General features: G+C 53.5%; 13 protein-coding genes. 3 read left to right on the top strand and 10 right to left on the bottom strand.

The genetic code is table 11. From position 1 onward, the window contains the following. Window positions 1-10 precede the first annotated feature (10 nt). From N512_RS0100610 to glyA, 4 genes are all read right to left on the bottom strand, one after another. A complete protein-coding gene (locus tag N512_RS0100610) occupies window positions 11-667 on the bottom strand; it encodes a riboflavin synthase (protein WP_028779053.1) in 657 nt (218 codons plus the stop codon). Next, entirely contained in the window at window positions 668-1792 is a 1125-nt protein-coding gene (gene ribD, locus N512_RS0100605) for a bifunctional diaminohydroxyphosphoribosylaminopyrimidine deaminase/5-amino-6-(5-phosphoribosylamino)uracil reductase RibD (RefSeq protein ID WP_028779052.1), read from the bottom strand. Between the two features lie 40 nt (window positions 1793-1832). Next, window positions 1833-2285, bottom strand: coding sequence for a transcriptional regulator NrdR (gene nrdR / locus N512_RS0100600; protein WP_025009434.1), 453 nt, complete (start codon window positions 2283-2285; stop codon window positions 1833-1835). Window positions 2286-2394: 109 nt separating this feature from the next. Next, on the bottom strand, window positions 2395-3648 hold the full coding sequence (gene glyA, locus N512_RS0100595) for a serine hydroxymethyltransferase (protein WP_025009435.1): 1254 nt from the start codon (window positions 3646-3648) through the stop codon (window positions 2395-2397). Window positions 3649-3876: 228 nt separating this feature from the next. Here glyA and ettA point away from each other — a divergent pair, with 228 nt between their 5' ends. Then, window positions 3877-5544 (top strand): energy-dependent translational throttle protein EttA, encoded by a 1668-nt coding sequence (gene ettA / locus N512_RS0100590; RefSeq protein ID WP_028779051.1) that lies wholly within the window; start codon window positions 3877-3879, stop codon window positions 5542-5544. A 50-nt stretch (window positions 5545-5594) separates the two neighbouring features. Here ettA and N512_RS0100585 read toward each other — a convergent pair whose 3' ends face one another. The 4 genes from N512_RS0100585 to N512_RS0100570 all read right to left on the bottom strand — a co-directional run bounded on the left by N512_RS0100585 (window position 5595) and on the right by N512_RS0100570 (window position 13869). After that, entirely contained in the window at window positions 5595-5909 is a 315-nt protein-coding gene (locus N512_RS0100585) for a TapY2 family type IVa secretion system protein (RefSeq protein WP_028779050.1), read from the bottom strand. Between the two features lie 10 nt (window positions 5910-5919). Next, window positions 5920-9528, bottom strand: a complete 3609-nt coding sequence (locus tag N512_RS21880; RefSeq protein WP_081737047.1) for a PilC/PilY family type IV pilus protein — start codon at window positions 9526-9528, stop codon at window positions 5920-5922. Between the two features lie 548 nt (window positions 9529-10076). Further along, complete coding sequence (locus N512_RS24285) at window positions 10077-10388, bottom strand: TapY2 family type IVa secretion system protein (protein ID WP_028779049.1); 312 nt, start codon at window positions 10386-10388, stop codon at window positions 10077-10079. Window positions 10389-10404: 16 nt separating this feature from the next. Continuing rightward, entirely contained in the window at window positions 10405-13869 is a 3465-nt protein-coding gene (locus N512_RS0100570; protein ID WP_037473845.1) for a pilus assembly protein, read from the bottom strand. Between the two features lie 522 nt (window positions 13870-14391). Here N512_RS0100570 and N512_RS0100565 point away from each other — a divergent pair. Both N512_RS0100565 and N512_RS0100560 read left to right on the top strand, forming a co-directional pair. Continuing rightward, complete coding sequence (locus N512_RS0100565) at window positions 14392-15483, top strand: efflux RND transporter periplasmic adaptor subunit (RefSeq protein WP_028779047.1); 1092 nt, start codon at window positions 14392-14394, stop codon at window positions 15481-15483. After that, window positions 15483-18602 (top strand): multidrug efflux RND transporter permease subunit, encoded by a 3120-nt coding sequence (locus N512_RS0100560; RefSeq protein WP_028779046.1) that lies wholly within the window; start codon window positions 15483-15485, stop codon window positions 18600-18602. Before N512_RS0100565 ends, N512_RS0100560 begins: the two co-directional genes overlap by 1 nt. A gap of 84 nt (window positions 18603-18686) precedes the next feature. Here the strand turns inward: N512_RS0100560 and N512_RS0100555 are convergent, their stop codons facing one another. Both N512_RS0100555 and N512_RS0100550 read right to left on the bottom strand, forming a co-directional pair. Continuing rightward, window positions 18687-19040, bottom strand: coding sequence for a DUF1428 domain-containing protein (locus N512_RS0100555; RefSeq protein WP_025887599.1), 354 nt, complete (start codon window positions 19038-19040; stop codon window positions 18687-18689). 209 nt (window positions 19041-19249) lie between these two features. After that, entirely contained in the window at window positions 19250-19675 is a 426-nt protein-coding gene (locus N512_RS0100550) for an OsmC family protein (protein WP_028779045.1), read from the bottom strand. Window positions 19676-19755 lie beyond the last annotated feature (80 nt).

Genomic DNA, 19755 nt, shown 5'->3' with positions numbered 1-19755 from the left:
TGGCGCACATCTAGCGCATGAAGCCGGCCTTGGCGAGCATAGCCAGGGTGACACCTTCGCTCGGCTGCGCTTCCTCTTTGTGCTGCATCAGACGCTCAAGATAGCGGGCTATCTGATCCACCTCCAGGTTGACCTTATCGCCGGGGCGCAGCTCAAGCAGAGTGGTTTCACTGGCGGTATGCGGCACTATGGTGAGACGGAAATTGCGGCCATCCACTTCGTTAACCGTGAGGCTGACGCCATCGACGGTAATGGAGCCTTTATGGGCGATGTAACGGGCCAGCTCAACGGGCGCCTCGAGCCAAAACTCCAGCGCCTTGCCCCTTGGGGTCACGCTGATGACCCGCGCCATACCATCCACATGGCCACTGACCAAGTGCCCGCCCAAGCGGGTGTTTGGCGTGACCGCCTTTTCCAGGTTGACTTTGGTGCCGACACTGTAGCGGTCAAAGCCGGTGAGGCTGACAGTTTCGGCCGAAACATCGGCCACATAACCATCCGCCAGGCGTTCAACCACGGTCAGACACACACCGTTGGTGGCAATGCTATCGCCCAGACGCACATCACTGAGATCCAACTTGCCGCTGGCCACAGTCAGACGAATATCATCACCACGGCGCTCCAGTGCCCGTATTGTACCGACAGCTTCAATTATTCCGGTAAACATTCAATCACCTATCTTGAGAGTAAGCCGGGTATCATTGCCAAGCTTACGTTGATCTGTTACCCGTATCGCCGGGGTATCGGCTATCTGCTGATAGTTTGGCAAGGCCAGCAGGTTTCGGCCAGCGGCGCCAAGCAGTTTCGGGGCTTGATAAAGCAGCAGTTCATCGGCCAACCCGGCACTAATAAAGGCGCCGCAAAGCGTTGCCCCGGCCTCGACCAACACCGCATTGCAGCCCTGGTTCAGGTGTTGCAGCAGCGCCGCGATATCGACTCTGTTGTCTTCACCGGCCAGCACCAATGTGGTGACATAAGGCGGCAAAGCGGCTAGGAATTCATCCTCATAGGGACGGCAGCTGACCAAGAGCACTGGGCTCACAATCTTCAATAACCTGGCATCGAGCGGCATACGGCAGTTGCTGTCGAGTATCACCCGCAGCGGTTGAATAAGCTGTTGCTCGCTGAGGGTTTCACCCAGGCTGCCAAGCTCAGAGTGCCGGACATTCAGGGAGGGGTCATCGGCCAATACGGTTTCAATGCCGGTGAGCAAAGCGCAGCTGCGGGCCCTGAGCCTTTGCACGTCGCGGCGCGCCTCGGGGCCGGTTATCCACTTGGACTCGCCGTTGGCCAGTGCCGTCTTACCATCGAGACTCGCCGCCAGCTTGAGCGTGACCCAAGGGCGATTTCGCTCCATCCGCGATAAAAAGCCCGGATTCAACTCTCTGGCCTGCTCGGCCAAGAGACCGCTCTGCACCTGAACCCCGGCCTCCTGCAGCATGCCGATACCTCGGCCGGCCACCTGAGGGTTGGGATCTGTCATTGCCACCACCACCCGCTTGAGGCCATGTTTAATTAAGGCTTCGGCACAGGGCGGCGTGCGACCATAGTGACTGCAGGGTTCGAGGGTGACATAGGCAGTAGCGCCGCGGGCCTTATCAGCGGCCATTTTCAGGGCATGTACTTCGGCATGGGGCTCGCCGGCACGCTGATGCCAGCCTTCGCCGACAATCTTGCCATCGGCATCTATGATGACGCAGCCGACATTGGGGTTGGGGCGGGTTGTATAACGGCCACGGCGAGCCAGCATTATGGCGCGGCTCATCATGGTGATATCAGTATTGGACCACATGGGGGTTTCCGTTACTTAACAGTTGGCTGTGACTGACAGCCTATTTTTTCTCCAGCTTGGCAATCGCTTCACCAAACTCTGACACATCTTCAAAGGCACGATACACAGAGGCAAAGCGAATATAGGCCACCTTATCCAGCTCAATAAGATGATCCATCATCAGATTGCCGATCATTTCCGAGGTCACTTCCCGCTCGCCTGTGGCTCTGAGGGTGGACTTGATCTTGCTGATCGCCTCTTCAATCTTATCCATGGAAACCGGACGTTTCTCGGCGGCGCGCAGCATACCGCCGCGCAGCTTGTCCTCATCGAACGGTTGCCTGCTGCCATCGCGCTTGATCACTCTGGGCATGACAAGCTCGGCACCTTCAAAGGTGGTAAAGCGTTCATGACACAGAGTACATTCCCGGCGACGGCGCACCTGATGACCGTCAGCCACCAGCCTGGAATCTATCACCTTGGTATCCGTCGCACTGCAAAATGGACAATGCATTATGCCTCCTGGTGCTCAGTTGCCAGCAGCGGCTGCTGCTAAATGGCAGAAACAAAAATGGCCGCTGAATTCAGCGGCCATCGAAGTTTATCCTATTCCCTTGAAAAGGTTAACCGTAAACAGGGAAGCGAGCGCACAGTTCCAGCACCTGGCCCTTCACGCGCTCGATAACGGCGTCATCGTGAGCATTGTCGAGCACATCACAGATCCAGCCGGTCAGTTCACGTGCTTCGGCTTCCTTGAAACCGCGGCGAGTGATGGCCGGTGTACCGATACGCACCCCGGAGGTCACAAAGGGTGAGCGGGGATCGTTAGGCACAGAGTTCTTGTTGACTGTGATATTGGCACGGCCCAGAGCGGCGTCGGCTTCTTTACCGGTCAGCTCACGGCCAATCAGGTCCACCAGCATCAGATGGTTGCTGGTACCGCCGGAAACTATCTTGTAACCGCGTTCGAGGAACACCTCAACCATGGCCTTGGCGTTATTGACCACCTGCTGCTGATAGGTTTTGAATTCCGGCTCCAGTGCTTCTTTGAAGGCCACGGCTTTACCGGCGATAACGTGCATCAGAGGACCACCCTGACCGCCCGGGAATACCGCGGAATTCAGCTTCTTGTACAGATCTTCATCGTCGGCAGCCGACAGAATCACACCACCGCGGGGACCGGCCAGTGTCTTGTGAGTGGTCGAAGTCACCACGTGGGCGTGCGGCACAGGGTTAGGATAAACACCGGCAGCGATAAGACCGGCCACGTGTGCCATATCGACAAACAGGTAAGCACCAATCTTGTCGGCGATTTCGCGCAGCTTGGCCCAGTCAACTATGCCTGAGTAGGCCGAGAAGCCGCCGATGATCATCTTGGGCTTGTGTTCCAGCGCCAGCGTTTCGAGTTCGCTGTAGTCAATCTTGCCGGACTCATCGATACCGTAAGGAATGATGTTGTACAGCTTGCCGGAAAAGTTAACCGGAGAGCCGTGGGTCAGGTGACCACCGTGAGCCAGGTTCATCCCCAGTACGGTATCGCCGGGTTGCAGCAACGCCATATAAACCGCGCTGTTGGCCTGTGAACCAGAGTGTGGCTGAACGTTGGCGTAAGTAGCGCCAAACAGCTGCTTGGCACGCTCAATTGCCAGAGTCTCCACCACATCGACATACTCACAACCACCGTAGTAACGCTTGCCTGGATAACCTTCGGCATACTTGTTGGTCAGTTGTGAGCCCTGGGCTTCCATGACTCTGGGGCTGGTGTAGTTTTCGGAGGCGATCAGCTCAATGTGCTCTTCCTGACGACGGGTTTCATCCTCAATCGCCTTGAACAGCTCAGGATCATAGTCGGCAATGTTCATACTTTTCTTCAGCATCTGTCACTCCAGCTGGCAAATCTTATTGGTAGGGTTGCGCGGTATTCTACTCTGAGTGTGACAAATATCCCAGTCGCCGGATGATGAAAATCCTTGTGTCAGCAGATGACTATGTTTCATTTGCTGAACAATGGTGCCGCTATCCGGCCGCATCTGGCAGGAGACCTGGCAAATTGGTAAACTGCCGCCAGTTTAGGAAAACTCAGTTCAGGACAACAGAGAAACAATATGGCTCAGTTTGTATACAGCATGCTGAGGGTCGGCAAAATAGTGCCGCCCAAAAAGCAGATCCTCAAAGATATTTCATTGAGTTTCTTCCCCGGCGCCAAAATTGGTGTTCTGGGTCTCAACGGCTCGGGTAAATCCACCCTGTTGAAAATCATGGCAGGTCTGGACACTGAAATTGAAGGTGAAGCCCGTCCCATGCCGGGACTCAAGATAGGTTACCTGCCCCAGGAGCCCCAGCTTGATCCCAACAAGACAGTACGGGAAACCATAGAAGAAGCCGTCAGCGAAGCCAAAAACGCCCTCAAGCGTCTGGATGAAGTCTATGCGGCCTATGCCGAGCCGGATGCCGACTTCGACGCCCTGGCCAAGGAGCAAGGCGAGCTGGAAGCCATCATTCAAGCCCAGGATGCCCACAATCTGGACAACATTCTCGAGCGCGCCGCCAACGCCCTGCGTCTGCCGGAATGGGACGCCAAGGTGGAGGTGCTCTCCGGGGGTGAACGTCGCCGGGTGGCCATCTGTCGTCTGCTGCTGGAAAAGCCGGAGATGCTGCTGCTGGACGAACCGACCAACCACCTGGATGCCGAATCCGTTGCCTGGCTGGAGCATTTCCTGCAGGAATACTCAGGCACTGTAGTCGCCATTACCCACGACCGTTACTTCCTCGACAATGCCGCCGGCTGGATCCTGGAACTGGACCGGGGTGAAGGTATCCCATGGCAGGGCAACTACTCCTCCTGGCTGGAACAGAAAGATGCCCGTCTGAAGCAGGAAGCCGCCAGCGAAAGCGCCCGTCAGAAGACGATTGCCAAGGAATTGGAGTGGGTGCGTCAGGGAGCCAAGGGACGTCAGTCCAAGGGCAAGGCCCGTATGGCCCGCTTCGAAGAGCTGAACAGCTCAGATTATCAGCGCCGCAACGAGACCAATGAGCTGTTTATTCCGCCCGGTCCTCGCCTGGGTGACAAGGTGATTGAGGTGCGTAATCTCACCAAGAGCTATGGTGACCGCGTTCTGATAGACAACTTAAGCTTCAGCGTTCCCAAGGGCGCCATAGTCGGTATTATCGGTGCCAACGGTGCCGGTAAGTCGACCCTGTTCAGAATGCTCAGCGGCGCCGAGCAGCCGGACAGCGGTGAAATCGAGATCGGTGATACGGTACAAATCGCCTCTGTGGAACAGTTCCGTGACTCGATGAACGACAAGAACACAGTTTGGGAAGAGATTTCCGGCGGTCAGGACATAATGCGGATCAACAATCTGGAGATCCCGAGCCGCGCCTATGTCGGTCGCTTCAACTTCCGTGGTGGCGATCAGCAGAAGATCATCGGCTCACTTTCCGGCGGTGAACGTAACCGGGTGCATCTGGCCAAGCTGCTGCAGGCCGGTGGCAACGTGTTGCTGCTCGACGAACCGACCAACGATCTGGACGTGGAAACTCTGCGGGCACTGGAAGAAGCGCTGTTGGAATTCCCTGGCTGCGCCATGGTGATCTCGCACGACCGTTGGTTCCTCGACCGTATCTGTACTCACATCCTCGACTACCGTGACGAAGGTCAGGTTAACTTCTACGAAGGTAACTACACAGAATACTCGGCCTGGCTGAAAAACCAATTCGGTGCCGACGTGATTGAGCCGCACAGACTCAAGTACAAGCGGATGACCAAGTAATAGAAAACCGTACAAAAAACGGAGGCAAACGCCTCCGTTTTTTATTTCCTTTAACCCAGGCCGGCTTCAGAATCGTCCAACTGCCTGCCACTGTCCGAGCGAAACGCCTGCTCTCTGGGCACACACTCAAATACTTCACGCACATAATGGCGTTTGCCGCGGTTACCTATCCGCTCCAGCTTCATTCCCGGCATCTGCCGCTGGTAGAGCTCGGCCTTGGCCGGATCCCAGGAGACCCGAATAATCTCCTGTGCCGCTCTTGTAGTTTCCACCAGGCACTTGTAGTCCTGACGTTGCCCCTTGGGCTGTGCGGCAGCCAGGGGCAGACTCAAGAGTATGGCCAAAGACAGTATCAGCTTGTTCATCATCCGCTCCTCAGTTGGCCTGATAGTAATAGATCTTGTTGGTAGACGGTCCGCCGCCGACACACTTGTGATCGCCGGGTGGGCAGCCTGGATCCGACTTCACCTTCTCCATATCTTCGCCGGCATTGCCAATGCCTATCAAATACATATAGCTATCGGCCACAGTGCCATCACTCCTGATATTGGGCGGCACAACCAACTGCGGTGTATCCGGGACACTCTCTCCCATCTCCAGATAGGTTTTTGTGTAACTGCGGGTGCCCTTGTGCAGATCAAAGCCATAGAGGTAGCCCTGCCCGGCAACCAAACACTGGTTGGTGGAGGTCTGCGAGCCGGGCACATAGGAGGTAAAGAAAACCCGCCCTTTGATGATACTGGCATCGGAAAGGCTTTTTTCACCATTGCGGGTAAAGTCGTAATACCAACCACGCTTACGGCCAAAAGCAATATGTTCTTTCTCTGAAGTCGGCGCCTTGGCAGTCACATCGTAAAGATCCGCCAACGTCAGTGCCTGAGGCACTGCCTTGCCCTTGAAACTCTGACTGAGGGTATTTCTGTCCTGCAGAACAAAGAACATGTCCGAGCGACTGGTATTCGATGGAGATGGCCTGAGTCCGGAGCCGACCACCACGGCATCGTAAGGGATCTGCTGCGCCGAAATCACCGTCTTTGACTGGCCGTTGACCGTGACACGGTTCTCGCTCAGATTGCCAAACATGGTTTGCGCCACCACAGGGGCGGCAAAGAAGCGCCTATCGGTATTCTCTGTGCTGCCGCCAAGAGAAGCAAACTTGAAGGCACTCCATTGTTTGGTGTCGGCACCAGCCATATCCAGCCGCCAAACATTGGCCCCGGTATCTGTGGCATAGATACGGTCAGTAACGCCATCACCATTGCTGTCAAGAATCGCGACCGAATTAGGAATGCTGTCCCTCAGCCCCGGCATTGGAGTATCACCGCCGGGGCCAAATCTGTGCAGTAACTTGCCGGTTTCGGCATCCAGAATGAACACCCCGCGGCCCTGGCTATCGGCGCCACCGACCTCCAGAGTATCCTTGGCCGGAGAGTACCCTGCCCCAAAGATGAGTACCGGCTTATCACCCTGACCTGGAATGGTGGTCACCACAGGCTTGGCCCAGCTTTGCCCCAACTCACTCATGCCGGCCGAGTCTGCGCTGATATGCCACATCAGGCTAGGCTTATCCGGATTGGTCACATTCATGGCGTAGTAACCACGGCCACCACGCCGCAGCCCCATAAATACCCAGGCCTTCTCCATCTTGTTGCCGCTGCGCTTGATATAAGCCACGGGTGAACCATCAAAACCATAAACCGAATGCACACCAGAAGGTACATTGGCCCTGAGCGTTGCCAGATTGGGCAAAAATTCCCAAGGCATAAAGGCCCAGCTCTCATTGACCGAGTCCCCTTTGTCCTGAAACATATGCAGCATGCCGTGGTTACTGCCCACCAGAATACGGATATCCGGGTTCTTTGCGGACGAACCGAAATCTATGGCCAAAGGTTTGGAATGCAAGGGGTCGCCCAGAAGGTCATGGCGCTTATCGCTGCGGCTGTTGTTTTGGTTGTCATCGTCAATATCCTTGCCGATAACCCAGTCGAACAGATCCTGCAGTTGGCTTTTGTCTACTCCCATATGCTGCGCCAGCTTGGCCTCGCCACCGGCGTAACTGCTGGCCGCGGCCTTGGTCAGGGGCGACAAACCGCCTTTGGAAGCAAAATTGCCGTAGAAAGTGCGCTGCTTTTGGTTATAGAGGGCCTCGGCCACCCCACCTTTGGTGACATCGTCGCCATCACCACCGGCGTTGCAAGCCGCCTGAGAGCTCCAGAAGGAGCAGGCCGAGGTATTGATATTGCCATTGTCGGCAATGGCCGGATTGCCGTTTTTGTCTACCACATCCCCTGTGCCTGTCACCCTGAATTTCTTGATATTGCCACGCCAACGGGGGCCCTTGTTGGGCAGAAACATGGAGTAGTACACAGAGTCAAAGGTCTGCACCTTGTTAAAGTTGTTGCTGGCCACTGAGGGCGAGGTGAAACTGGCATTCTTCTCCAGAATTTGATTGACCACCAACTGGATTGCCGACTGCAGCTTGCTGGCATTTTGGGCATCAAAGTAACGGCCGCCGCCTTTTTCAGCAGTCTTTCTCAGCAAGGCTTCCGCCCTGGCCGCCCCCTCACTGAAACCTATGGTAAAAGTATTGACCGTCTGTTTGCCGGCCATATTGGGGTTGACATCATTGCTGGCCATCCAGCTGCTCAGGGCACTGAGATAACTGTTGCCATTACGGCTCACATAGGCATCCTTGCCCCCGGTCATCCCCTGCACCAAGCCGTCAGCGGCGCTATCCAGCGTCGGCTCACCGTCTGTGATATAGATTATATAGGCTTGGTTCTGACATTTTTTAAACGGTGAATCATAGATGCCATTCTTGATAATGCTCGGATCCGCTTGCGGCGTATTTTCCGTAAGGTAGGTGCGGGTGACTATGGGACGGCCCCAACGATCAGTGACAACCCGCCCCCAATAGTCCCTCTTGTAGAAAGTGTAATCGCTGTCATCGTCTCCAAAATACACCCCTTGGCCACTAAAGTAACGATAGGCCTCGTAGAGGGTTTCACACAAGGGTGTATTCTGGGCGTAAGCGATTTCCTTGACACTCTCGATAAGCGCTATCTTACTGGCAGCACTCTGCTGTTTTATCCCGGAGATGATCCGCCCGCCGTCACGCACTCCTTCCCTGTCATGGTTGAGGTTGAATATGGCCAGCCCCAAATCCACCCCGGGAGTCGTCACAATCACGTTCTGAATCGCTTCCTGGGCGAGTTGCAGGCGAGTCTTGGTGACCTTTTTCTTGTCGCTGTGGTACCAGCGTAGATAATCTTCTGTGTAGAGGGTCACCACACGACCTGTGCCAAAACCTGTGCGCTCGGCCGCGTCCTTAGCCGCCTTCTTCTGCGCCTCGGTCGAGCCATTGCTGACCTGGGTGTAGCTGATCACTTGATTGCGGTTACCGGCACTATCCAGCGGCAAACCATCGGGTATCCCTGCGGCATTGCCATAACGCTCATCCTGAATATCCTCGAAACAATCTACCAGGGTAACATTGGCACCATTGTTTTCGGGCAACTCTTTCCAGGTGCCATTTTGTCCGGAGAAACTGTATTCACGGACAAAGCCGGTATAAATCCCATACTTGTTCAGATATTCCCAGGACGTTTGGCAGCCGTTATTGCTGCGCAAAAAACGCCAGGTCTTATCCTGCTTGCCCGGAACCGGCATATTGTCTGAATCAGGAGCACCTTTGGTGAAGTAAATAAATTCTTTCTTTGGCTCAAGAGCGCCACCACCTGCGCCGGGAGAATAACTCTCATCCACATCGTATACATAATTACCCATACTGGCTGAGTTATCGAAAATGATCAGCATTTGCGGCCGGGCACCGCTGCGCGATGAGGACTCATAAACATAGAGTTCAGTGTCATCGGCCAATAATGGGCTGGCCAATATAAAACTGCCAATACAGGAGAGCAACAAGGCCAGGAATCGCCTGCTGATTTGCCGCCAACAAGGGCCGATACATCCGTGATTTGTCATGGTAGTTACGTCGTGTTTTACCGGTGTTTATTCCACTGTTTTGATAGAGATAAACAAAACACCGGACTGTAAAATAAGGCTTTTATCTCTTCGAGCCTCTATTTACCACGACAGGAACACCCAAACAACAAATTAATCAAATTATTTACATTAATATCAAAATGTGTCGATTTGGCCTCAGGTTAATCAAACAGATTTGACCTTAGCCAAATATCTGACTCGACTTCAACATTTAACCGAACACCCGCACAATATCAACCAGTTCATTTTAGAAGATCCGGTATTCACTACTATTATGGTGTTTTTAAAATGACCTTTATTCAAAACAGGAGTGGCACACCTCTTGGCTGCGCCGAATTAAATGTAAAACATTTGTATAGAAATGTTTGGTGATGGTTTACGCGACATTTGCTGATATCCTAAAAATTCGGAATAAGGCACCGGAGTGGAAAGTTATCAATAGGAGAGACTTGGCCACGAAAGAAACCTCTTGTTCGGGCATTTACCTATTTGATGCAAACAGAGCGATGAAGCCAACCCTGGGTTTCTCAGTGCAGATTTTTGCCGGCCCGGTCGATTTTTCTTCCTGTGGCAGAGTAAAATTCCTCATTCCTTGATACGCACTCAAACACTTCGCGTATGTAATGGCGCTGCCCACGATTGCCAATCCGCTCCAGCACCATTCCCGGCATCTGTCGCTGATAGAGTTCCGCCTTGGACGGATCCCAGGAGACCCGGATGATCTCATGCGACGCTCTTGTTGTTTCCACCAGGCACTTATAATCCTGTCGCGTTTGCCCCTCACTCGCCATCAGGGGGAAACATACGCTCAAAGACAAGCTAAGGATCACCTTGTTCACTGGACACCTCTGCGCTTCAATCGGCCTGGAAGTAATAGAGTTTGTGAGTCGCCGGGCCTTCACCGACACACTGATCGTCCCCCGCAGGGCACCCCATATCATCAACCAGCTTGTCCATGAGTGCTGCGGCATTCCCAATACCAATCAGATAGAGATAGCTGTCCCCGGCGGTTCCGTCGGCATTGGTGCCTGGCTGCACCACCAACTGCGGGGTGTCGGGGAGACTTTCCCCCGTCTCCAGATAAGTCTGGGTATAGCTGCGCGCCCCCTTATGCAGATCAAAGCCGTAGAGGTACCCCTTGCCCGAGACCAAACATTGCTCCGCAGAGGCTTTACTGCCCGGGACATAGGAAGTGAAAAACACCCGCCCTTTGATAATACTGGCATCGGACAGACTCTTCTCACCACTGCGGGTAAAGTCATAATACCAGCCGAGTTTGCGGCCAAAATCGATATGTTCCTGGGCGGAATTCGGCGCCTTGGCCGTCACATCGTAGAGTTCGGCCAGGGTCAGTGGTTGTGGGGGATCTATTTCATTGAAATTTTGGCTGGCAGTGTTTCTGTCCTGCAGCACAAAAAACATATCCGAACGACTGGTATCCGAAGGCGATGGCCTGAGTCCAGAGCCAACCACTACGGCATCATAGGGGATCTCCATGGATGAATTGACTGTCTTTGACTCGCCGTTGGTCGTGACCCGGTTCTCGGTCTGATTACTTAACATGGTTTGCGCCACTACAGGCGCGGCAAAGAAGCGCCTGTCCGTACTCTCAGTGCTGCCGCCAAGAGAAGCAAACTTGAAGGCGCTCCAATTATTGCGGTCGGCATCGGGCAGGTCCAGACGCCAGATATTGGCCCCTGTGTCTGTAGCATAGATGCGGTCGCTGACACCATCACTATTGTCATCAAGCACGGCCACCGTATTGGGGATACTGTCTCTGAGTTCAGGCATTTCGGTATCACCGCCGGGGCCGAACCTGTGCAGCAACTTACCGGTTTCAGCATCCAGGATAAATACCCCGCGCCCCTGGCTGTCGGCGCTGCCCACCCTCAGAGTATCCTTGGCCGGAGAGTACCCTGCCCCAAAGATGAGTACCGGCTTATCCCCATAACCAGGAATACTGGTCACCACAGGTTTGGCCCAGCTTTGCCCCAACTCGCTCATCCCGGCCGTATCGGCATTAACATGCCACATCAGCTTGGGATTATCCGGGTTGGTGACATCCAGAGCATAGTAACCACGGCCGCCGCGCCGCAGCCCCATAAACACCCAGGCTTTCTCAAGCCTGTTGCCCACACGTTTGGTAAAGGCCACAGGTGAACCATCGAAACCATAAACCGAATGCACACCCGACGGTGCATTGGCCTTAAGTTCAGCCAGATTGGGCAGAAATGCCCAGGGCATAAAGGCCCAACTCTCACTGACCGAAGCTCCCTTGTCCTGAAACATATGCAGCATGCCATGATTGCTGCCCACCAGGATACGGATATCCGGGTCGGTTGCCGACGAACCAAAATCTATAGCCAGAGGCTTGGAATGCAGGGGGTCACCCAAAAGATCGCGGCGATTGCTGTTGCGGTTGTCGTCATCGACATCCTCACCGCGTGCCCAATCAAACAGCTCCTGCAACTGGCTGCTGTCTACCCCCATATGCTGCGCCAGCTTGGCTTCACCACCGGCATAACCGCTGGCGGCATCTAAGGTCAGCGGTGACAAGTCGCCCCCGGCGGCAAAATTGCCATACAAAGTGCGCTGCTTTTGGTTATAGAGGGCTTCGGCCACCCCACCCTTGGTCACATCATCGCCGTCGCCTCCTTGACTGCAAGCCCCGCTGGAACTCCAGAAAGAACAGCTCTTGGCACTGATATTACCATTCTCGGCAATGGCCGGCTCACCTTTGCTGTCGACCACTTTGCCTTTATCCGTCACTTGGAACTTCTTGATATTGCCACGCCAGCGAGGCCCCTTGTTGGGCAAAAACATCGAGTAATACACTGAATCCAAGGTTTGTAGCTTGTTGAAGTTGTTACTGGCCACCGAAGGTGAAGTGAAGCTGGCACTCTTTTCCAGAATTTGGTTGACCACAGACTGAATTGCCGACTGCAGTTTAGTGGCATCTTTGGCATCAAAGTAGCGACCACCGCCCTTTTCAGCAGTCTTTTTCAGCAAAGCTTCTGCTCTGGCGGCCCCCTCACTGAAGCCTATAGTAAAAATACTGACCGTCTGTTTGCCGGCCAAGTTTGGATTGACATCATTACGGGTCATCCAGCTACTCAGAGCACTGAGGTAACTATTATCATAGGCGTCCTCACCACCAGTCATGTTTTGGATCAACTGATCGGCCGCACTGTCACGCGTAGGTGCACCATCGGTAATATAGACAATATAAGCTTGGTTCTGACACTTTTTGAATGGAGGAATATAGCCGCTATTAGCGTTGATGATCGACATATCTCTCTGCGGGGTTTCTCGTACCCTGTATTGACGGTTCACCTTTCCCGAGTCGTCATAGAATGTGTAGTCACTATCATCATCACCGAAATACACTCCTTGACCGCCAAAGTAACGGTAAGCTTCGTAGAGGGTTTCACATAAGGGAGTATTCAGGGCATATGAGATACTATTGACACTATCGATGAGCTCAATCTTACTATCAGCGCTCATCTGTTTGATCCCCGAGATGATCCGCCCACCATCCCGCTCCCCTTCTCCCTTAAAGTTCAAATTGAATATCGCCAAACCCAAATCTACTCCAGGAGTGGTCACTATCACATTCTGAATCGCGTCCTTGGCAAGCTGCAACCGGGTCTTGGTTACTTTCTTTTTGTCGCTGTGATACCAGCGCAGATAATCTTCCGTGTAGAAAGTAACCGGCCGCCCCGTGCCGAAACCGGTTCGCTCTGCGGCTTCCTTGGCGGTTTTTTTCAGCTCAGCGCTGGAGCCGTCATTCACCTCTGTGTAACCAACCACTTCTTTGCGATTGCCGGCGCCATCGAGCGGCAAGCCATCTACAATTCCTGAGGCGTTACCATAGCGTTCATCCTGAATATCTTCGAAACAATCGACCAGGGTAATATTGGCACCATTGTTTTCCGGCAGCTCTTTCCAAGTGCCGTTTTGTCCGGAAAAGCTATATTCACGAACAAACCCGGTATAGACACCATATTTATTCAAATACTCTCTGGATGTTTGGCAACCATTATTACTACGCAGAAACCGCAAGGTCTTATCCGATTTACCAGGAACCGGCATATTGTCTGAATCCGGCGCACCTTTGGTGAAATAAAGAAACTCTTCATTGGAGTCTTGAGCGTTTCTATTTGCACTACCTGGGTAACTCTCATCCACATCGTAGACATACTCCTCCATACTGGTGGAGTTATCAAAAATGATCAGCAATTGCGGCCGGGCGCCGGTTCGCGATGAGGATTCATAAACATAAAGTTCAGTATCATCGGCTGGTACCGGCCGCGCCATCATAAAAAAAATGACCAGCAGAATTAAATTACGAGCTTGCTTTCCGCCATAACAATAACGTGAAAGCTTTATACCCCTGTAAATATTCATTGTGTTTCACCATATTTATACAGGCACCAATACAGTATTCCATGAATAAACAGAACACCAAACCAAATAACAACACCAATATAAATAACTCAGTTAGCACATATAAAAACAGGCGCACAAGCGCCGAAGGAAATAATTTAATATGACTTATGAATATGATGACCAAGTCTCATTAAAACCAAAGTAAAATGACTCCTGACAAATATCTGACTCGGCAAGAATTTACAACTTCACATCTTACAACTCATTTTATTAAAAACTGTTGCAGGTGAGGAACAGTTTGAGAGAACAGATTCAGACATTCGCCATTGGTCACATTTTCACACTGGAATTTGCGCTTTTTTACACTGATTTACCAGTTTTATGCTCGAGGCTCCCGTAAAATAGGCGGCAATCAGATCCTAGCGGATCTCTACCGGCATCAGATGGGACACAATGAAAAAACCTTATATCGGACTCCTGGTCCTTGGCCTTTGTGTGGCCACCTATCTCCTATTAACTCCAACGGCAGAAAATACCGTCAAAAAGCCCGGCTCAGGCATGGGGATGGGCAAAGCCGCCGTTCCCGTAATTACCGCCACAGTCACAGAGCAATCCCTGGCGCAATCCCTGACTCTGATCGGCAAGCTGGAAGCTGAACGCTCGGTCACCATAGCGCCTCAAGTCGCCGGCAAGATAGACGCTATCGCGGTGCGCTCCAATCAAGAGGTGAAGGCGGGTGATCTCTTGCTGGTTTTGGAAGAATCCAAGGCCAAAGCGGCGGTGATGGAAGCCGAATCTTATCTGGCCGATGAGCGGCGTAAGTTGGGCGAATATGAAAAACTGATCGGCCGCAACGCCATTACCCAGACAGAAATTGATGCCCAACGCGCCAGCGTCAGCATCGCCGAAGCCAGACTGGCCTCGGCCAGGGCCGAACTTTCCTACCATCATCTGCGGGCTCCCTTTTCCGGTACAGTGGGCCTGGTGGATTTCAGTAAGGGCAAGCTGGTGAGCCAGGGAACCGAACTCTTGAGTCTCGATGATCTGAGCTTGTTGCGGCTCGATCTGCAGGTACCAGAGTCTTATCTGTCGCAACTGAGTGTCGGCATGCAGGTTCAAGGCAGCAGCAGTGCCTGGAACGGCCAACTGTTTCAGGGCAAGGTGATTGCCATAGATCCCAGAGTCAACCCGGATACCCTCAATGTCAGGGTGCGGGTAGAATTCAACAACCCAAACAAACGCTTGAGACCTGGCATGATGCTGTCGGCCACCCTGACCTTCCCACCACTGCACCAGGCGGTAGTGCCGGTGCAGGCGTTGGAGTATTCCGGCACCAAGCGCTATGTCTATCGCATAGATGAAAACAACATAGCCCACCGCACCGAAGTGCATCTGGGCGCCCGGGTCGAACATCTGGTGCTTATCACAGATGGCGTCAGCCTGGGAGATCGCATTGTGGTGCAGGGGCTGGTGAATATTCGTGATGGCGCCAGCGTCAAACCCTTGACCGCCGAAGCAGTACAGCAGACCGGGGAGCTTCACTGATGTTGTTATCCGATGTCTCGGTCAAACGGCCGATCAGTGCCATAGTGCTGAGCCTGCTTTTGTGTGTCTTTGGTCTGGTGTCTTTCAGCAAGCTGTCGGTGCGGGAAATGCCGGATGTGGAGAGCCCGGTCGTCACTGTGATGACCACCTATGAAGGGGCCAGCGCCTCTATCATGGAGAGTCAGGTCACCAAAAACCTTGAGGATGAGCTGACAGGCATCAGCGGTATCGATGAAATCACCTCGGTGAGCCGCAACGGCATGTCGCGGATCACAGTGACCTTCAAATTGGGCTGGAACCTCACCGAAGGGGTGAGCGATGTCCGTGATGCGGTGGCCAGGGCGCAGCGCCGGCTGCCGGAAGAGGCCAACGACCCGATAGTCTCCAAAGACAACGGCTCGGGCGAGCCCTCCATCTATGTCAACTTGAGCTCCAGCGAGATGGATCGTACCCAGCTCACTGACTATTCCCGCCGGGTACTGGAAGATAAGTTCAACCTGATCACAGGGGTCAGCTCGGTGGATATCTCAGGTGGCCTCTACAAGGTGATGTATGTGCGCCTCAAGCCTGAGCAGATGGCCGGTCGCAATGTCACTGTGCAGGATATCCTTGCAGCCCTGAAGGCGGAGAATATGGAATCCCCCGGCGGCGAGCTGCGTAACGACACCACAGTGATGACGGTGCGCACCGCCCGCCTCTATCTAAGTCCTGAACAATTCAACTATCTGCAGGTCAGCAGCGCAAACGGCTCGCCGGTTTATCTCAAGGATGTGGCCGAAGTGTTTGTCGGCGCCGAAAATGAGAACTCCACCTTCAAGAGCAACGGCATAGTCAACCTCAGCCTGGGGATAGTGCCGCAATCGGATGCCAACCCGCTGGATGTCGCCAAAGATGTTTACAAGCAGGTGGACGCACTGCAAAAGTTTCTGCCGGCCGGTACCGAGCTGTATGTGGACTACGACTCGACCGTGTTTATCGATCAGGCCATAGACGAGGTGTATTACACCCTCTATATCACGGCGGCGCTGGTACTGCTGGTGCTGTATATTTTTATCGGCCAGCTGCGGGCAACGCTTATTCCTGCAGTGACTGTGCCGGTATCGCTGATCTCGGCCTTTATGGCCGCCTACTTCATGGGCTTTTCCATCAACCTGCTGACCCTGATGGCACTGATCCTGGCCATAGGCCTGGTGGTGGATGACGCCATTGTGGTGGTAGAAAATATCTTTCACCACATAGAGCGCGGGGAAGATCCGCTGCTGGCCGCCTACAAGGGCACCCGCGAAGTGGGCTTTGCCGTTATTGCCACCACGGCGGTATTGGTGATGGTATTTCTGCCCATCTCCTTTATGGAAGGCATGGTCGGCTTACTGTTCACCGAGTTTTCCGTGCTACTGGCGGTATCAGTACTGTTCTCATCCCTGGTCGCGCTGACACTGACACCTGTACTCAGCAGCCAGTTGCTCAAGGCCAATGTCAAACCCAACGCCTTCAACCGCGCCTTGAATCGCTTCTTTGCGGCGCTCGAGCTTAAGTATCGCGCCATGGTGGCCATTGCCATACGTCACAAGGTTGCGGCGCCCTTGGTGATCCTCGCCTGTATCGGCGGCAGTGCCTTGCTGGTAAACCATATTCCAGCTCAGTTGGCACCACAGGAAGACCGCGGGGTGATCTTCGCCTTTATCAAGGGCGCCGAAGGCACCAGCTATAACCGCATGACAGCCAACATGGATATAGTACAGGACAGGCTGATGCCGCTGCTGGGCCAGGGCGTGCTCAAGTCCTTCAGTGTGCAGGCGCCGGCCTTTGGTGGCCGCGCCGGTGATCAGACAGGTTTTGTGATCATGCAGCTCGAGGATTGGAAAGACAGGGATATCAACGCCGAGCAGGCGCTGGTGATGATAGCCCAGGTATTGAAAGATATTCCCGATGTGATGGTGCGTCCCATGTTACCCGGCTTCCGTGGCCGCTCCAGTGAGCCGGTGCAGTTTGTGATCGGCGGATCCGACTATAAAGAGCTGTTCAAATGGGCACAACTGCTGCAACAGGAGGCCAACAGCAGCGGCCTGATGCGCGGCGCCGATCTCGATTATGCCGAAACCACCCCTGAGCTTCTGGTCACGGTTGACAGACAAAGGGCGGCAGAGCTTGGTGTCAGTGTTGCCGATGTTTCGGAAACCCTGGAGGTGATGCTCGGCGGCCGCAAACAAACCACTTATGTGGACAGAGGTGAAGAGTATGATGTCTACGTACGCGGAGATGAAAAACAGTTCAGCAACATGAGCGACCTCAGTCAGATCTATATGCGTACCAGCAAGGGCGAGCTGGTTACCCTCGACAGCCTGGCGCATATCGAAGAAGTCGCCTCGCCGCAGCGACTGAGCCATACCAATAAACAAAAATCCATCACCATCAAGGCTAACCTCATGGATGGCGCCACTCTGGGGGAAGCACTGGATTTCCTCGACGCCAAGGCGATTGAATCCCTCCCCGGTGATATCAGTATCAGCTACACAGGTGAGTCGAAAGACTTCAAGGAAAACCAGAGCAGCATGCTGCTGGTATTCGGTTTGGCCCTCTTGGTGGTTTATCTGGTACTGGCGGCTCAGTTCGAAAGCTTTATCAACCCACTGGTGGTGATGTTGACCGTCCCCATGGGGGTATTCGGCGGCTTCCTTGGTCTGTGGCTGACACAACAAGGGCTCAACCTCTATAGCCAGATAGGGATGATCATGTTGATAGGCATGGTAACCAAGAACGGTATTCTGATAGTCGAATTTGCCAACCAACTGCGAGACAAGGGGCTGGCCTTCGAACAGGCGGTTATCGATGCCTCGGCGCGGCGTTTGCGGCCTATCCTGATGACCTCCTTCACCGCGATTGTCGGCGCGATTCCGCTGATCTTCTCCACCGGTGCCGGCTCTGAGAGCCGTATTGCCGTGGGAACCGTGGTGTTCTTCGGTATGGCGTTTGCGACCTTTGTCACCCTGTTGGTGATCCCGGCCATGTATCGACTCTTGTCCTATAACACCAAGTCGCCCGGCCATGTCAAAGACAGGCTCAATGCCGCTATCGCCCGGCAGCAGGCGCAGATAAACATAGGCTCAGGTTCAGATTGATTCTGCCTGGCTCATATAGAAAGCGTCAATAAAACACGGGATGCCAAGCGGCATCCCGTGTTTTATTGAGGAGTCAAAGAAAGGTTACTCCTTGAGCAGCATCTCAAAGCCACCCCAGATCATCCTCTTGCCATCGAACGGCATATCGCCGAGAGTCTCGGGAACAGAAGGATCTGTCATGATAAACTGCATACCTTTATCGCGCGTGGCCTTGTCCGGCCAAACGATCCAGGAAACCACCACAGTCTCGTCGTCCTGGCGCTTTATCGCCATAGGCATGGAAGTAAGCTTACCTTCCGGGACATCATCCCCCCAGCATTCTACCAGCTCCAAAGCCCCCTGAGACTTGAACAGACCCGCCGCCCGGCGTGCATGCTCAAGATACTGCTGTTTCTTGGCGCTGGGAACCGGAGCGACCATCACATCGATATAACTCATTCTCGCCTCCTTTGCTATGTTATCCCTGAACTTGCATCTTCCCTTGCAAGTGTAGGAGGCGAAACGGCATTTTGCCGTCTGATTCAATGGTTATCTGTCCGCCTGTCAATATTCACAGCAGCAGTCCTGGTTCAGCGCTTTACTTTATTTAGCCCAGGTTTAGCAAGGACTGACAGCGCTCAAGCCAAGAGCATTTGAAGCTTCAGGCATCAGATACTTTGATGCTCTACTCTGGAGGCGCTCAACAGGTTGTCATGCACGGGACAACGATGGCAGACAGTATCGAGAAACTGCTGCTTTTGTTCTGCAGTCATGTCGGCGTCAATATCGGCATCCAGGGTAATACGGCGAAACCCGACAGGATCCTCGCTGACTTTCCCCAGCAAACCGTCGGAATTCATCTCACCACGCACCTTGATATTCATCCCCCGGAGATCGATTTTCTGCTCTCTGGCTACCATTCTGGCAATGGCAGAAATACAGCCCCCCAGAGAAAACAGGAAGGTCTCAAGCGGATTGGCTCCTTCGTTACCGGCCGTCGGTTGGTCAATGACCAAGGTATGCTCACGCACCTGCGCTGTCATTTTCCAGCCTTTACCCATTTTGGTTTCAAGTTCAATAATCTTTTCTGGCATGGTACACCCCTATCCATTAGAAAAATTTCATTGAGAATAATCTAATGATACATAGAATGCAAACCACCACAATAATAAAC

The sequence above is a fragment of the Shewanella sp. 38A_GOM-205m genome (genome assembly GCF_000518445.1).
Classification (GTDB): domain Bacteria; phylum Pseudomonadota; class Gammaproteobacteria; order Enterobacterales; family Shewanellaceae; genus Shewanella; species Shewanella algae.
The sequence above is the reverse complement of the archived record's forward strand: the minus strand, read 5'-3'. Positions and strand labels throughout refer to the sequence as shown.

Coding starts and splice junctions, on each gene's coding strand:
- glyA (WP_025009435.1), bottom strand. CDS start 3,648: ATGCTGAAGAAAAGTATGAACATTGCCGACTATGATCCTGAGCTGTTC.
- N512_RS0100610 (WP_028779053.1), bottom strand. CDS start 667: ATGTTTACCGGAATAATTGAAGCTGTCGGTACAATACGGGCACTGGAG.
- N512_RS0100585 (WP_028779050.1), bottom strand. CDS start 5,909: ATGAACAAGCTGATACTGTCTTTGGCCATACTCTTGAGTCTGCCCCTG.
- N512_RS21880 (WP_081737047.1), bottom strand. CDS start 9,528: ATGACAAATCACGGATGTATCGGCCCTTGTTGGCGGCAAATCAGCAGG.
- N512_RS0100550 (WP_028779045.1), bottom strand. CDS start 19,675: ATGCCAGAAAAGATTATTGAACTTGAAACCAAAATGGGTAAAGGCTGG.
- N512_RS0100560 (WP_028779046.1), top strand. CDS start 15,483: ATGTTGTTATCCGATGTCTCGGTCAAACGGCCGATCAGTGCCATAGTG.
- N512_RS0100565 (WP_028779047.1), top strand. CDS start 14,392: ATGAAAAAACCTTATATCGGACTCCTGGTCCTTGGCCTTTGTGTGGCC.
- ettA (WP_028779051.1), top strand. CDS start 3,877: ATGGCTCAGTTTGTATACAGCATGCTGAGGGTCGGCAAAATAGTGCCG.
- ribD (WP_028779052.1), bottom strand. CDS start 1,792: ATGTGGTCCAATACTGATATCACCATGATGAGCCGCGCCATAATGCTG.
- nrdR (WP_025009434.1), bottom strand. CDS start 2,285: ATGCATTGTCCATTTTGCAGTGCGACGGATACCAAGGTGATAGATTCC.
- N512_RS0100555 (WP_025887599.1), bottom strand. CDS start 19,040: ATGAGTTATATCGATGTGATGGTCGCTCCGGTTCCCAGCGCCAAGAAA.
- N512_RS0100570 (WP_037473845.1), bottom strand. CDS start 13,869: ATGATGGCGCGGCCGGTACCAGCCGATGATACTGAACTTTATGTTTAT.